Consider the following 15,063-nt stretch of genomic DNA (forward strand, 5'->3'; position numbering starts at 1 on the left):
CCAACCATGGTCGACGTCAACGTCACGCCGTTCGAGATCGAGGTCCGCACCCGGGCCGGTGACCTGGTCAGGGCCGACGTGTACCTGCCGGGGGCCGGTCACCACCCCGTGCTGCTGGCCGCGTCGCCCTACCAGAAGGCGCTGCGCCACCTGCCCGGGGTGTCGACGTTCCCGTTCGTCGAGTACGGGCCGATGCAGCTCTACCTGGACAACGGCTACGCCTACGTGGCCATGGACGTGCCGGGCACCGGCCGCTCCGAGGGCCGCTGGGACCCGGTGTCGCGGGCCGAGGGCGAGGCCATCCACGACATGATCGAGCATGTCGCGGCCCAGCCGTGGAGCACCGGCGCGGTCGGGATGATCGGCATGTCGTACTACTGCTGGAGCCAGTGGAACGCCGCCCGCACCCGCCCGCCGCACCTGCGCACGATCGTCGCCTACGACGGCGCCACCGACGCCTACCGCGACTGGATGTACCACGGCGGCATCCCCATCCAGGGCTTCCTGAACGCCTGGCTGTTCGGCTCCGTGCTCTACCAGCACCAACTGGGCGGCATCGACTACCGCGAGTGCAACAAGCACGAGTTCGTCTACGACGCGCTGACCCACCCGTTCGACGACGAGTGGCAGCGCCGCCGCTCGCCGTTCTGGGAGCTGGACCGGGTGGACATCCCGGTGTTCTCCATCGGGGTGTGGGGCAAGGGGCCGCTGCACCTGCGCGGCAACTTCTACGGCTACGAGCGCGTCACCGGCCCCAAGAAGCTGCTGGTCACGCACCCGGACTCGTTCGCGGCCGCCCAGGCGTACTTCTTCGACGAGGACTTCCACCGCGCCGAGCTGCTGCCCTGGTACGACCACCACCTCAAGGACGTCGACAACGCCGTCATGGACGGCCCGGACGTGCGCTTCCACGTCAACGGCGAGGGCGTGTACCGCGAGGCGGACGCCTGGCCACCCGCCGACGCCGAGCCGACCACCTTCCACCTCTCCGGCACCCGCGCCGACGCCGTGACCTCGCTCAACGACGGCTCGCTCACCGAGGCCGCGCCGCCGCCCGCGCCCGACTCGACGTCCTGGTCCTACCCGGACCCACACTGGCGCGCCGGGGTGACCGTCTTCGACCAGACCGGCCGTCCCGACCACGTCGCCAGGGTCACCACCTTCACCACCACACCGATGGACCGCGACCGGGAGTTCACCGGGCACGGCATGCTCGACCTCTACGCCTCCTCCGACCAGACCGACATGGACGTCATCGTCAAGCTCACGCTCGTCCCCGGCGACGCCCGGGCGCCGATCACGGTCAGCCGGGGCTGGCTGCGCGCCTCGCACCGCGCCGAGGACCCCGAGCTGACCTCGGAGCTGCGCCCGTTCCACGCCCACCAGCGCGCCGAGCCCATCGAGCCGGGCACCGTGTACCGGCTGCGCATCGAGCTGCTCCCGATGTCGTTCCTGGCCGCGACGGGAGACCGCATCCGGCTGGAGATCAGCAACAACGACTCGCTGGTCGCCGACGCCCCGATGACCCACTTCTACGGCCGGAAGGTCGGCACCGACACCTATCATCACGACGATGTCCACCCGTCCGCCCTCCGCCTCCACGAACGCCCCCGGCGTTGAGGACGCACGGGTGAGAACCGGCCGCCGCCGGCGCTCCGACGCGCGGGCGAACCGGGCGGCGCTGCTCGACGCCGCCGCCCGTGTGGTGCTGCGCGACGGCTACGCCGTGCCCCTGGACAAGATCGCCGCCGAGGCCGGCGTCGGGGTCGCCACCCTGTACCGCAACTTCGCCGACCGCGACGAGCTGATCGCCGCGGTGGTCGACAGGTCCTACGAGCTCGTCGCCGAGCTGGCCCGGTCGGCGGCGCGCAGCAGCGCCGAGCCCCTGGACGCGCTCGGCGGGTTCTTCGCCAGCGTGCTCGAACACCGCCACCGCCTGGTCCTGCCGCTGCTGGGCGGCCCCGCCGTGACCGGGCGGATCAACCCGCACAGCTTCGAGATCAGCACCGCGCTGCAGTCCGTCATCCAGCGCGGCATCGCCAACGGCACCGTCCGCGCCGACGTGGGCGCCCCCGACATCATGGTCGCCGGCGCCATGCTGGCCCAGCCGCAGCTCCCACCCCAGGCCTGGGAGGTGGCCGCCCGCCGCATCGCGACGCTGCTCCTGGACGGCCTGCGCGCCCAACCGGACCAACGCCCCCTCCCCCTCACCTTCACCAGGGAAGAGTTCTCCGCCGCGATCACGGACCACCCAAAGGCGCCCTGAGAACCACATTGCGTAACTTGGCCGATACGGTTGCCACGAACGGGTGAGTGTCGAATACTCCCCTGCGAGCTGCTGATCGTCTGCCCGGACGAGGAGGTCACCGGTAGTGAATCGGCATACCCGAAAGACCGTGCTGGACCTGGTCGACCACAACGCGGAGGAGTACCCCGACCTGGTAGCCACCTGGGACGGGGACGACCAGCTCACCTGGGCGCAGTACCGGGACCGGGCCCGCGCCATCGCGCTGATGCTGCTCGACCTGGGGGTGGGCAAGGGCGACGTGGTCGGCCTGCACCTGCCGAACCGGGTGGAGCACGTGCTCGCCGACATCGGCGCGGTGATGGCGGGCGCCATTCCGTCCAGCTACTACAACACGCTGGCCGCGGACCAGCTCGCCTATGTCGCGGGCGACTCGGCGGCCACGGTGGTGATCACCGATGTCGTCCAGCTGCCGCTGTGGCTGGCCATCCAGGACCAGCTGCCCAAGCTCAGGCACGTGCTGGTGCTCGACCTGGAGCCGGACGCGGAGGACGACCAGCCGCCGTGGGTGCACCGCTTCGAGCACCTGATGGACCTGGCCAAGACCGGGCTGGAGCACCGCCGTGGCGAGCTGGACCGCGCCCGCCGCCAGGTCGACCCGGACGAGCCGCTGACCATCGTCTACACCTCCGGCACCACCGGGGCGCCCAAGGGCACGATCATCACCCACACCGCGGCGCTGTGGGTCATGGAGGAGGTGAACAGGCAGCTCGTCGAGTTCCTCGGCGGCCCGGTGCCGGCCGGCTGGACGACCGTGTCCTACCTGCCGCTGGCGCACGTGGCGGAGCGGCTGTTCTCGCACTACCAGGCCCTGGCCCGGACGATCACCGTCACCTACGTCCGGGAGACCTCGAAGCTGCCCCACCTGCTCCCCCAGATCCGGCCGAAGCTGTTCCTGGGCGTGCCGAGGGTGTGGGAGCGGGTCTACGGCGCGATCCGGGAGCGGGCGTCCACCTCGAAGAACCCGATCAAGCGGCTGCTGATCAACCGGGCGATCTCCGTCGCGCGGGAGGTCGGGGCGCTGCGCCTGACCGGCGGGTTCCGCGACTGGCGCACCCGGATCCGGCACGGGTTCATGAACCGGCTGGTCTACCGCAAGCTGCGCGCCACCCTCGGCATGGACCAGGTGGTGCTCGCGGTCAGCGGGGCGGCGTCGCTGCCGGTGGAGGTCAAGGCCTTCTTCGCCGGGGTGGGGATCACCATCATCGAGGTCTACGGCATGACCGAGACCTGCGCGATGCTCGCGGCCAGCCCGCTGGACGCGCCGAGGCTGGGCAGCGTCGGGAAGGCGCTGAAGGGCATCGAGCTGAAGATCGCCCCCGATGGCGAGGTGATCGCCAGGGGCCCCAACATCACCCCGGGCTACCTGCACCGGCCGGACGCCACTCAGGAGGCCATCGACCCGTCGGGCTGGCTGCACACCGGCGACATCGGCGTCCTGGATGACGAGGGGTACCTGCGGATCACCGGCCGCAAGAAGGAGCTGATCAACACCGCATCCGGCAAGACGATCTCCCCCGCGAACGTGGAGCTGGCGCTCTCGTCCGCCTCGGACCTGATCGGGTCGGTCTACGTGCACGGCGACGACAAGCCGTGCCTGGTCGCGCTGGTCACCCTGGACAGCGGCTGGCCGCAGTGGTGCGCGGCGCGCGGCATCCAGGTGGAGAACCTCGCCGAGGCGACCTCCAACGGGCGGGTGCGGCTGGAGGTGGCCCGGTCGGTGGGCGCCGGCAACGCCGTGCTCTCCCGGGTCGAGCAGGTCAAGAACTGGGCGCTGCTGCAACGCGAGTGGAGCAGCGAGACGGGCGAGCTGACGCCGACCATGAAGCTCAAGCGCACGGTGATCGCCAAGCGCTACCGCGACGACATCGAGGCGCTCTACGACCCGCTCACCGCCGACGCCTGGACCGACGAATAGGGCTCCGACATCGCGTTGCCGCTGGGCCATGATGGTGGCTCGGGGCAGTTTCGGTGGGGGGACCGATGGCCGTGCTGGACGAGGCGCGACTTTCCGGCTGGCGCACGGCGGCGGCCGGCGGTGACGTCCGGGCGATGCGGCGTCTGGCGGGCGCGCTGCGGCGGGCCGATCCGTGGGAGGCCGAGCGCTGGCGGCTGGCCGCCCTGACCGCGAAGGCCACGGTCCCTGTCGAGGTGGCCGAGGCGGGCGCCCGGTTGGGGGCGCACCGGGTGACCGTCGGCTGGAGCGGGCTGACCTGGCTGCACCGGCTCCTCTACGGGGTCGTCGTCGGCCCCCTGGTGTTCGTGCTCGCCTGGTCGGCCGTGGCGGACTATGCGGCCGGCAGGCCCGTGCTCGCGGCGCTGGGGCGGCTGACGTTTCCCGCCCTGTGCTGCGTGATCGCCGTCGCCGTCTTCGCCTCGCGCCGGCGGGTCTGGTGCTACCAGCGGGGGTTCGTCGTTCGCCGCCGCCGGGTGGCCACCGGCTTCTCGTTCGCGGAGGTCAGCGTGCGGCGCAACATCGCCCGCTGGCCGTCCGCGTGGAGGTACACGGTCTCGCGCCCGGACGGTGCGCAGGCCACGTTCACCCACCGCGACATGCCCGCGATCCAGGCCTGGATGCTGGCCGCGACCCTCGAACGGGCGGTGACCGCCGAGTGGCTGCCCGGCGCGCTGGCCACCGTGCGGGCGGGCGGGCGGCTGCGGTTCGGCGATCTCGTCGCGGACGCCGTGGGCCTCACCGGCCCGTACGGCACGGCGCCATGGCGCTCGATCCAGGACCTGGACGCCACCTGGGGCCCGGTCCGGATCAGGCGCGGCCCGAAGTGGTCCGAGTGGTCCTTCACGCCCGCGGTGGAGATCCCCAACGTCTTCGTCCTCGAAGCCCTGAGGTCCGCCCTGACCAGATGATCACAGCGGGCCGTTCGCGGCCAGGAAGTCCCACAACCGGCCGGCGACCGGGCCGTGTGGCCTGTCGCGCCGGCGGGCCGCCGCCAGCTCCTCGGTCATGCCGGGAAAGTGTCGGCCGGCGATGGACAGCAGGCGCCCGTCCCGCAGCTCGTCCTCGATCAGGAACCGGGGCAGGTGTCCCCAGGCCATGCCGCGCAGGACCAGCTCCTTCTTCACCAGATGGTCCGGCACGGAGCACTGGGGCGCGCCGTCGACCAGGAAGTGCCCCTGCTCGGACGGGTGCCGCGCCGAGTCGCGGATCACGCACTGGGTGAAGGCCCGCAGCTGGCGGGGCGTGATGTCGCCGGTCGGCTCGAACGGCAGGAACCCCGGCGCCGCCACCGGCACCATCGCGACGCTGCCCAGGTCGATCCACTCCATGCGCACGTCGCTCTTGGGCACCCGGTGCACGATGAGGTCGGCCTCGTCCTCCAGCAGCCGCTCCCAGGGGCCGGTCACCGCCTCCAGCCGCAGGTGCAGCCGGGTCCGGGGGCAGCGCGCGAAGAACTCGCTGAGCAGCTCCAGCATCGGCGGCAGCGGGCACAGGTCCCCGAGCACCACCCGCAGCTCGGCCTCCTCCCCCATCGCCAGCTGCCTGGCGTACAGGTTCAGCTCGTCGGCCTCGCCGAGCAGGAACCTGACCTTGCGGTGGAACGCCCGCCCGTCCTCGGTGAGGCGCACGCGGTAGCCCGAACGGTCCAGCAGCACCACGCCCAGCCGGTGCTCCAGCTTGGACACCGCCGCGAACACCGAGGGGTGCGAGCGGTGCAGCCGCTCGGCGGCGGCCTGGAAGCCACCGCCGGTCACCACCGCGTCGAAGCACTGCAGCTCGTGCAGCGTGAAGTCCGACATTGTCATTTCAAACTACAAGCTTCGTCCGAACTTTGTAATGCAATCCGTTCCCGCGGTCCACAGGATGGCGGCATGGACACCATCACCACCGTCGACGGCATCCGCATCGCCTACCGCTTCGACGGCGCCCCGGACAAGCCGGTGCTGCTGCTCTCCAACTCCATCGCCACCGACCACACGATGTGGGACGGCCAGGTGCCGGCGCTCACCGAGCACTTCCGGCTGCTGCGCTACGACGCGCGCGGGCACGGCGGCTCCGACGTCCCGGACGGCCCGTACTCACTGGACAGGCTGGCGCGCGACGCGGTGGAGCTGCTGGACGCGCTGGGCCTGGACCGGGTGCACGTGCTGGGCCTGTCGCTCGGCGGGTTCGTCGCCCAGTGGATGGGCGTCCACACGCCCGAACGGGTGGACCGGCTGGTGCTCGCGCACACCGCCGCGCACCTCGGCCCGCCCGAGAACTACCACCGGGCGCTCACCGACGTGCTGGCCGACCCCGACATGCTGGCCACCACCGACGGGTTCCTGCGCAACTGGTTCCCGGCCGAGTTGGTGGAGGCGAACGATCCGATCATCGAGCCGTTCCGGCGCACGCTGCTCGCCACCCGGCGCGAGGGCATCGCCGGCAGCCTGGCCGCCGTGCGCGACGCCGACCTGCGCCGCACCATCCCGCTGATCAGCAACCCGACGCTGGTCATCGCGGGCGAGCAGGACACCGTCACCTCCGCCGAGCACGGCAAGGAGATCGCCTCGGCGGTGCCCGGCGCGCGGTTCGCCGTGCTGCCCGCCGTGCACCTGTCGAACGTCGAACGGCCGGCGGAGTTCCTGGACGCCGTGGTGTCGTTCCTCCACGAACCGGCCTGAGCGCTTGCCGAACCCCGGACGCTGCCGCAGACTGTACGTATGTTCTCGTACTGTCGGATCGTTATCGGCCTGCTCGCGGCCGTCCTGATAACCGGGTGCGCGGGCCCGGCCGACCGGCCCGCCGCACCCGCGTCCAGCGCCCCGGCCTGCGCCGCCCCCGAACCGGCGCGCAGCCCGGGGTTCGACGCGGCGACCCGCGACGACCCGGAGTTCAACCTGGACTTCCGGCACTGCTTCAGCACCGTCGACGGGGTGCAGATGCACTACGTCATCGGCGGCACCGGGCCGAGCACCCTGGTGCTGCTGCACGGCTGGCCGGAGAGCTGGTACGAGTACCGCGCGGTGATGCCGAGGCTGCTGGCCGGGCGCACCGTCATCGCGGTGGACCTGCCCGGCATGGGCGACAGCACCGGCGAGCCTCCCGCATACACCAAGACCACGATGGCCGGCTACGTCCACGCCCTGCTGGGCGCCATCGGCAGGCCCCACGGCGTGCGGATCGCGGCGCACGACTTCGGCGTCGGCGTGGCGTACGCGCTCGCCGCCCAGCACCGCGAGCAGGTGGCCGGGCTGCTGCTGATGGACTTCCCGCTGGTCGGCAAGGCGCTGGCGTTCGACGCGGTGCGCCCGCTGTCCTGGCACTTCTCCTTCAACCTCCAGGAGCCGCTGGACGAACAGCTGGTGACCGGGCGGGAGGGGGCGTTCCTGCGCTACTTCTTCCAGCACAGCCGGATCTCCACCAGGGGCGGGGCGTCCGAGGCCGAGCCGTTGCCGGTCTCGGAGCGCGCGCTCGCCGAGTACACCCGGGTCTACGCACGCCCGCAGGTGCTGCACGCCGGTTTCGAGCTGTACCGCGCGTGGGCACAGGACGAGGCGGAGAACGCCCGGCTGCAGGACACCCCGCTCACCATCCCGGTCCGGCTGCTCGCCCAGGACGGCTTCGCCTCGGTCATGCTGCCCGCCGTTCGCGCCGCGGCGCCGGCCGCGACCGGGGCGGACGTCCCCGGCGCCGGCCACTGGATGCTCGACCAGCACCCCGACCAGGTGGTCGCCGAGATCAACGCCTTCTACCCGGCGGCGGCGGGCTAGGGCGTATCCCGGGCTCAGCCGGGCAGCCGGGCGCGAAGCTTCCCGAGCAGGGCGTGGAACTGCTTGGTGAGCAGGACGAACACCAGCCCGAAGCAGGCCGCCGCGACCAGGCCCATGCCCAGGCCGAGCAGCACCCTGCTCACCTGGGTATGGGCCAGCTCGCGGGTCAGCCAGGAGCCGAACACGGCGGCGGGCAGCATCGCGACGGTGGACACGCCGATGACCGCCATCATCCGCCAGTCCACCATCCGTTCCGGGCGGATCGAGGCGCGCACCAGGTACAGGCAGATCACCGCGGCCATCAGGTCGCCGAGCAGGACCGCGACGCACAGCGCGACCAGGCGGTAGCCGTCGGCGGGCACCGCCAGCGTGCACAGCCCGACCAGGATGCGCAGCACCATCATCGCGGTGCCGGCCTGGCGCGGGCCTGCCGTGTTGAGCTGGGCGAACAGCGTCTGGCGGGCCACCTCGTAGCCGGCGTTGGCGAACTGCGAGATGGCCATCACCGCCAGGCAGCCGGCCAGCCAGCTCACGATCATCGGGTCCCGCAGCTCGCCGTTGGACAGCACGGACGCCACCGGGTGCGCGAACGCGATCAGCAGGCACACCGCGGGCAGGCTGGACAGCACCGTGTAGGTCAACGCCTGGCGCCACGCCGCGCCCAGCGGCCCCCGGTCGCCGTCCCTGGCCGCCGCGCTCATCCCGGGCAGCGACGCCACCGTGACCGACTTGGAGCCCAGCGCGGAGATCACCGAGTACATCGACCAGGCGGTCTGGAACACGAACACGCCGCCGGGCACGGTCGCCGCCACCGCCAGCATGGCGAACATCGACGCCACCGGGAACGCCGCCACCGCCACCGAGGCCCGCAGCCGCTGGGCGACCGCCCGGGCGTCCGGGTCGGAGGACCAGCCGCCGCGCACCCGGATCGGCAGGCCCACCCGGTACGCCCCCCAGAGCTGGGTGCCGGCGTGGGCCAGCACGGACAGCGTGGAACCCGCGCCGAGCACGCACACCATGCCGAGCGTGACGTCCGGGATCTCCGCGCCGGGCCGGAACCACACGGCCACCACGGCCATCGTGGCGATCATGCCGAAGTTCTCCACCGCGGGCGCGGCGGAGGCCAGCGCGAAGCGGCGCCTGGTCTGTTGGACGGCGGCCCCGATCGAGGCGAGCGTGTAGCCCAGCACCTGTGGCGCCACGAACAGCATGACCAGCACCGTCAGCCGCCACGCCCGCCAGCGGGTGTCCTCGTCGGGGATGCCGGCGGTCAGCGCGAGCGCCACCAGCGGCGAGACCAGGATGATCGCGGCGGCCAGGATCGACGCGCAGAGCAGCAGGTAGCCGCTCACCCGGTGGATCATCTCCCGGGAGCCGGCCACGCCGCGCTCGGCCAGCGAGCGGGCCAGCGCGGGCACCAGCACCAGGGCCAGCACCGGGCCGGCCATCGCGGTGTAGATCAGGTTCGGCACGGTGTTCGCGGACAGGAACGTGTTCGCGAAGAACGTCGGGCCGAGCACCGCCCCGATGACCACCACCCGCAGCAGCCCGGACACCCGGCTGACCAGCGTCCACGCCGCTACCGTGATCGAACCCCTGGCGGTGCCGCCGGTGTCTTCGCGGTTACTGCCGACGGGTGCCTCGTTCGAGCGGTCTTCCTCCACTGCCACTGCCGCACAGTATCGGCGCCGCCGACGTGTCGACGACGCCGGCCCTCGGGCTCACCGCTTGCAGCCGAGCCACCGCCGCCCGCCGGCCGACTCCTCGGACCGCCGCTCGTGCTCGTCGCCGCCCCCGCGCACCTTGCCCAGCACGGCCTTGACGACCTTGCGCGCGATCGTCCCCAGCTCGATCAGGAACGGCAGCGGGTCGCGGACCGAGAAGAAGGTGCCGATCGGCGCCCGGCGGGTCCGCAGCGCGGCGAGCAGCGCGCGGACGTCGAGGCGGCCCCGGCGCGCGCCGACGAGCACCGACAGCGGGAACGCCGTCTCGTGCACCCAGATCGCCTCCCGGGCGGGGGCGGCCGGTGGCGGCGGCAGCCGCAGCGCGTCGCTGTAGGCCACGTCCACCAGGTTCACCCGGGCGGCGGCGGCCAGCGCGGTCTGCAGGTCGGGCCGGCCCACGGTCGGCTCGGTGATCATCATCCGGCCGTCGCGCCGGTTGCGGCGCACCTCCAGCGAGCCGAACCCGACGTGGCCGGCCGCGTCCAGCAGCCGCCGGGTCAGCGACTCCAGCTCCGGGTCGTGGTGCGTGACGGCCACCGCCGTGCTCCCGACGTCCACCGGCCACTGGGCGAGCTTGCGCCCGACGCTGGTCGCCAGCTCCGCCCCTCGGCGGTCGCGGTAGGTCAGGCAGAAATAGACGTCGCTGTCCCGGCCGGAAATCCATTCCTGCACGATGAACCGGTCGGAGGCGTCGAACGGGTCGAATGGCAGAGCGTCCAGCTCGGCCGGATCGTCGAGCCGGTAGACCTTGTGCCGGCCGCTGATCTTCGTCCATTGCCGGGTGTGCTCGACGGGTTTCAGCACCACCGGGAACGACAGTTTCTCCAGCGCCTCGTGCAGCTCGTCCATGTTCGCGACGATCATGCCTTGCGGAACGGGGAAACCGTGCGCGAGCGCCCATTCATGGAAGGTGGACTTGTCCAGCAGCCGGTCGACGGTGGACAGGTCGGGCAGCACGAAGTCGAACCTCGACTCCAGCTCGGCGGCGTGCTCGGCGGCGAACCGCACAGCCGGGTCGTCGGCCAGGAACAGCACCATCCGGCCGTACCGCTCGTGCGCGGCGTCCAGCGCGGTCAGCCACCCGCGCGCGGTCGGCTCCTCCACCCGCAGGACGCTGTCCCACATCCTCGAACGGCAGGTCGGCGCGCCGGGGCTGGGGGTGACGCCGACGATCGGGACGCCCCGCCCGCGCAGGCCCCTGGCGAGGGCCAGTCCGGTGGGAGTACCGCCGCCCGCGATCAGGGCGGGTGGCAGCGACGCGTCGACGCCGGCCCACCGCGCTTCGGCACTCATGGCGCCCCTCTCATCGATGAACAGCTGAGCTCTGCTGTGCGTTCGCAGGCATTGTAATCGTCTTGTGATCGACTATGACAGCTGGCCCGAGGCCCGAGATCGCGCCGAAGTGAAACCACCCGGACGGGGCATGAAGTTAAAACAAGAAAACGGTTGGACGACAGAGTACGCCCCTACGGCGGGTGCCGTACAGACACCCGATGTGAGGGCGATTACACCCGTTCACCGACTATGTGTTCCTACCGATCGACGTCCGCCGTGACCGTGTCGCGACTTCTCGGCGGCCCACCCAGCCTGAATCGCGCCGCCCGCGCCACCTTCCCGATGAGCGTGACGGCCTCCAGCAGGAATGGCACCGGGTCCCGGAACGAGAAGAACACCCCGACGGGCGCCCGCCTGGTCCGCAGGGCGCCGAGCAGCGTCCGGCGTTCGGCCGGCCGGCGCACCGAGGTCAGCACCGACCGGGGCATCGCCGTCTCGTGCATCCAGATCGCCTCGCGGCGCCGGGGCATCGGCAGCGCCTGGAGCCCGAGCGCGTCGCGGTAGCCGACCTCCACGAGGTTGCACCCGGCGGCGGCGGCGAGGGCCGTCTGCAGGTCGGGGCGGCCCACGGTGGGCTCGATGATCACCATCCGGCCGTCCCGCTCGCTGACCCGGACCTCCAGGCTGCCGAACCCGACGTGCCCCGCCGCGTCGAGCATCTTGCGGGTCAGGTCGAGCAGCCGCTCGTCCCGGTGGGTGACCGCGAGCGCGGTGTTGCCGGTCGCGGCCGGCCACTGGCCCAGCTTCCTGCCGACCTGCGAGGCGAGCTCGCGCCCCTCCCGGTCGCGGTAGACCAGGCAGAAATAGACGTCGCTGTCGCTGCCGGGAATGAACTCCTGGACGACGAATCGGTCCGCCGCGTCGAACGGGTCGAACCCTAGCCGTTCGAGATCGGCGGCGCTTTCGAACCGCCACACCTTGTACCGGCTCAGCGCCTGCCATCCCAGCGTCCGCTCGAACGGCTTGAACACGACCGGAAACGTCATGTCGTCGAGCGCGGCCCGCAGCTCGGCCCAGTTCCGGGTGATCGCGGATTTCGGCACCGGGAAATCGTGCGCGAGCGCCCATTCATGAAATGCCGACTTGTCCAACAGCCGGTCGACCGTCGGCAACGGGGGCATCACGTAGTCGAACATCTCGCCGAGCTCATCGGGGCGTTCGGCGGCCAGGCGCACCATCATGTCGTCGGCCGGGATGAGCACCATCCGCCCGTAGCGGGCGTGCGCCTCCCGCAGCGCCGCCAGCCACCCCGCCTCGGTGGGCGCGGCGACCGGCAGCACCTCGTGCCACAACCGCGACCGGCAGGTGGACGCGGTCGGCGTGAGCGACGCGCCGACGACCTGGGCGCCCGTACCCCGCAGCCCACGGGCGATGGCCAACCCGATGGGGGTTCCAGCCCTCGCGATCAACACCGGCGGCCGGGGCGAGCCGCGCAGGGTATCGATGTTCCCGTCAGACATCGAGTGGACGGTAGCGGATGCCGACTTTCGGGTGGCGCTGGACCCCGCGATGGCCCCGAACGGCCGATGAGTCTCGCCCCGAAGCCCGGTCTACATACTCCGAGAGGACGGTTGACACCGTTGACAGCGTCGACTCCGAGGAGCCCGCCGATGCCCGACGCCCCGCGCAGGATCCAGGTGACCCGCACGATCGACGCCCCGGCCGGGCGGATCTTCGCGTTCCTGGCCGACCCCGACAACCATCCCGCCTTCGACACCAGCGGCATGGTCAGGGCCTCGGCCGGCCACGTCACGCTGGACGCCGTCGGCACGGTGTTCGTGATGAACATGAAGGGCGACCGCCGGGTGGAGAACCACGTAGTGGTCTACGAGCGCGACCGCGCCCTCGGCTGGGCGCCCGCCGAACCCGGCCACGAGCCCGCCGGCCACACCTTCGTCTGGCGCCTCACCCCCGCCGGCGAGCACCGCACGGTGGTCACCCAGACCTACGACTGGTCGGAGTTCACCCACCTCGACATGCTCGCCCACCTCCCGGTGGTCGACCGCGACCAGCTCCAGGCATCCCTGGACCTGCTGGCCGAGGCGGTCGCGACGACGACCTAGGTGTCGCTGCCCTCCCACGGCTGCGTCCGCCGTGGTCCCAGCGGCCGCCAGATGGTCGCCGGCATGTCGTCCTCGACGACGACCCGAGGCTTGCGGCGCAGCACCCGCACCAGCGGATCGCCCTCCAGCCGCGTCTGCCCACCCGGATGCGACATCCTGATCTCGTCGCCGAGCGTGCTGACCTGCACGACCAACTGCCCGCTGCCACCCTCCTCGGACATCAACCGGTCACCGAACTTGACCTGGGAGGCGCGCACCCTCACCTCGCTGTACTCGTTCGACAGAACGATTCTCCTTCCTGGCCCGACGCCCGTGTCAGGGAGCGACGTGGTCACACTCCCCTCGACTCTGCCAGGTCATCCGTGTTGTCCGCGTGACCAACGCCCTCGGCGTTTCTCAGCCACGCCGGACGTCCGTCAGTTTTAGACCTAACAGCTCGACATCCCGGCTACATTCGCTCCATGGCGAGCGCTGCCCTGCTCGGCTGGCTGCGTGACTCCGATCCGGCCCTGCGCTGGCAGGTCGAGCGCGACCTCCTGCACGAACCGCCCGAGGTCTGGGAGGCGACGCGGGCGCGGGTCGCGACCGAAGGCTTCGGCGCGCGGCTGCTCGCCCTCCAGGATCCCGACGGCCGGTGGGCCGGCGGCGCGTTCTTCCCGTCCGACTTCGACGGGTCCGAGCCCGGCCAACCCTGGACGGCCACCACCTGGACGCTCAACTCCCTGCGGGAATGGGGGCTCGACCCCGCCGTGCTTGCCGAGCGCCGCACCGCCGAGCTGCTCGCCGAGAGCTGCCGCTGGGAGCACGACAACCAGCCGTACTGGCACGGCGAGGTCGACTGCTGCATCAACGCCTGGACCGTCGCGAACGGCCTGTGGCTCGGCGCCGACGTCGCCGGCATCGTCGACTGGTTCGTCGAGCACCGCCTGCCCGACGGCGGCTGGAACTGCGAGTGGGTGGAGGGCTCGACGCGCTCGTCGTTCCACTCCACGCTCAACGCCCTCAAGGGCCTGCTCGCCTTCGACCTCGCCACCGGCGGGACCGACGCGACGCACACCGCCCGGCGCGACGGCGAGGAGTACCTGCTGCGGCGCGGCCTGTTCCGCCGCCTGTCCACCGGCGACCCGGTGGCCCCGTGGGTGGACCGGTTCGCCTACCCGTTCCGCTGGTGCTACAGCGTGCTCAACGCCGCGGCGTACTTCCGCCAGGCGTCGCTGTTCGACGGCACGGCGCCGGACCCCCGGATGGCCGACGCGATCGAGCTGATCCGCGCCGCCAGGCGCCCGGACGGCCGCTGGGTGCAGGCCGGCCGCCGGCCCGGGCGGGTCTGGTTCGAGGTCGACGTGCCGGCCGGCGAGCCGTCGAGGTGGCTGACCCTGTACGGCACGCGGGTGCTCGCCTGGTGGGACCGCCGGTGAGCTCGCAGCGCGACCGGGTGATCGCGGAGTGCGGCCGCAGGCCGGGCTCGGCGGAGGACTACCCGTTCGGCGACGGGGTGGCCGTGTTCAAGGTGGCCGGCCGGATGTTCGCGCTGGTCTCGCTGGGCGCCGCGCCGGGCAGCGTGAGCCTCAAGTGCAATCCCGACATGGCCGAGGGCCTGCGCGCCCGCTACCCGGCGGTCACGCCCGGCTACCACCTCAACAAGCGGCACTGGAACACCGTCGTACTGGACGGCTCGGTGCCCGACGACGAGCTGCTGGAGATGCTCGACCACTCCTACGACCTGGTGGTGGCGCGGCTGCCCCGAGCCCAACGGGACGACCTGCGCTGAGCGCCGACACCGAGCCGACGGGCGGCCGACCGCTGACACGGGCCGGGCGCCGGCGCCCGAGACCCCGGAGGTAGCTTTGAGGCCGGGTGCGGCTCGAGGCGGCCCGGGTCGGTTCATAGCTAGTACACAGCTTATTCCTAGGCACGCGACTGGTGG

14 protein-coding genes are annotated in these 15,063 nt (G+C 71.9%); 9 read left to right on the forward strand and 5 right to left on the reverse strand.

Annotated elements, in window-relative coordinates:
• Positions 1 to 6: 6 nt before the first annotated feature.
• From N912_RS0128075 to N912_RS0128090, 4 genes are all read left to right on the forward strand, one after another.
• Positions 7 to 1,620 carry a CocE/NonD family hydrolase gene (locus tag N912_RS0128075; RefSeq protein ID WP_028925007.1) on the forward strand — a complete coding sequence of 538 codons (1,614 nt, stop codon included), beginning with the start codon at positions 7 to 9 and terminating at the stop codon, positions 1,618 to 1,620.
• Between the two features lie 10 nt (positions 1,621 to 1,630).
• On the forward strand, positions 1,631 to 2,266 hold the full coding sequence (locus tag N912_RS55150) for a TetR/AcrR family transcriptional regulator (protein WP_169747966.1): 636 nt from the start codon (positions 1,631 to 1,633) through the stop codon (positions 2,264 to 2,266).
• 106 nt (positions 2,267 to 2,372) lie between these two features.
• Positions 2,373 to 4,223, forward strand: coding sequence for an AMP-dependent synthetase/ligase (locus N912_RS55155; RefSeq protein ID WP_064745406.1), 1,851 nt, complete (start codon positions 2,373 to 2,375; stop codon positions 4,221 to 4,223).
• Positions 4,224 to 4,276: 53 nt separating this feature from the next.
• Positions 4,277 to 5,170: a DUF6585 family protein gene (locus tag N912_RS0128090; RefSeq protein WP_156994099.1), complete on the forward strand. Its 894-nt coding sequence runs from the start codon at positions 4,277 to 4,279 to the stop codon at positions 5,168 to 5,170.
• Here the strand turns inward: N912_RS0128090 and N912_RS0128095 are convergent, their stop codons facing one another.
• Positions 5,171 to 6,061 (reverse strand): LysR family transcriptional regulator, encoded by an 891-nt coding sequence (locus tag N912_RS0128095; protein ID WP_028925009.1) that lies wholly within the window; start codon positions 6,059 to 6,061, stop codon positions 5,171 to 5,173.
• A 72-nt stretch (positions 6,062 to 6,133) separates the two neighbouring features.
• Here N912_RS0128095 and N912_RS0128100 point away from each other — a divergent pair, with 72 nt between their 5' ends.
• Together N912_RS0128100 and N912_RS0128105 are read left to right on the forward strand one after the other, a co-directional pair.
• Positions 6,134 to 6,925 carry an alpha/beta fold hydrolase gene (locus N912_RS0128100; RefSeq protein ID WP_028925010.1) on the forward strand — a complete coding sequence of 264 codons (792 nt, stop codon included), beginning with the start codon at positions 6,134 to 6,136 and terminating at the stop codon, positions 6,923 to 6,925.
• Positions 6,926 to 6,964: 39 nt separating this feature from the next.
• A complete protein-coding gene (locus N912_RS0128105) occupies positions 6,965 to 8,014 on the forward strand; it encodes an alpha/beta hydrolase (protein ID WP_028925011.1) in 1,050 nt (349 codons plus the stop codon).
• A gap of 14 nt (positions 8,015 to 8,028) precedes the next feature.
• Here the strand turns inward: N912_RS0128105 and murJ are convergent, their stop codons facing one another.
• The 3 genes from murJ to N912_RS0128120 form a co-directional block, all read right to left on the reverse strand.
• Complete coding sequence (gene murJ / locus N912_RS0128110) at positions 8,029 to 9,684, reverse strand: murein biosynthesis integral membrane protein MurJ (protein ID WP_084211285.1); 1,656 nt, start codon at positions 9,682 to 9,684, stop codon at positions 8,029 to 8,031.
• A gap of 51 nt (positions 9,685 to 9,735) precedes the next feature.
• On the reverse strand, positions 9,736 to 11,031 hold the full coding sequence (locus tag N912_RS0128115) for a carboxylate--amine ligase (protein ID WP_028925013.1): 1,296 nt from the start codon (positions 11,029 to 11,031) through the stop codon (positions 9,736 to 9,738).
• Between the two features lie 239 nt (positions 11,032 to 11,270).
• Entirely contained in the window at positions 11,271 to 12,533 is a 1,263-nt protein-coding gene (locus N912_RS0128120; protein ID WP_156994101.1) for a carboxylate--amine ligase, read from the reverse strand.
• Between the two features lie 150 nt (positions 12,534 to 12,683).
• Between N912_RS0128120 and N912_RS0128130 the strand changes: the two genes are divergently transcribed.
• Positions 12,684 to 13,136, forward strand: a complete 453-nt coding sequence (locus N912_RS0128130) for an SRPBCC family protein (protein WP_028925016.1) — start codon at positions 12,684 to 12,686, stop codon at positions 13,134 to 13,136.
• Here the strand turns inward: N912_RS0128130 and N912_RS0128135 are convergent.
• Entirely contained in the window at positions 13,133 to 13,399 is a 267-nt protein-coding gene (locus N912_RS0128135) for a hypothetical protein (RefSeq protein WP_156994103.1), read from the reverse strand. The two genes, N912_RS0128130 and N912_RS0128135, sit on opposite strands and share 4 nt — an antisense overlap.
• A gap of 198 nt (positions 13,400 to 13,597) precedes the next feature.
• Here N912_RS0128135 and N912_RS63820 point away from each other — a divergent pair, with 198 nt between their 5' ends.
• A complete protein-coding gene (locus N912_RS63820) occupies positions 13,598 to 14,554 on the forward strand; it encodes a hypothetical protein (protein ID WP_028925018.1) in 957 nt (318 codons plus the stop codon).
• Positions 14,551 to 14,907 carry an MmcQ/YjbR family DNA-binding protein gene (locus N912_RS63825; protein ID WP_028925019.1) on the forward strand — a complete coding sequence of 119 codons (357 nt, stop codon included), beginning with the start codon at positions 14,551 to 14,553 and terminating at the stop codon, positions 14,905 to 14,907. The genes N912_RS63820 and N912_RS63825 overlap by 4 nt, the downstream gene beginning before the upstream one ends.
• Positions 14,908 to 15,063 lie beyond the last annotated feature (156 nt).

This window comes from Actinospineispora acaciae DSM 45401 (assembly GCF_000620785.1).
GTDB classification, from domain to species: domain Bacteria; phylum Actinomycetota; class Actinomycetes; order Mycobacteriales; family Pseudonocardiaceae; genus Pseudonocardia; species Pseudonocardia acaciae.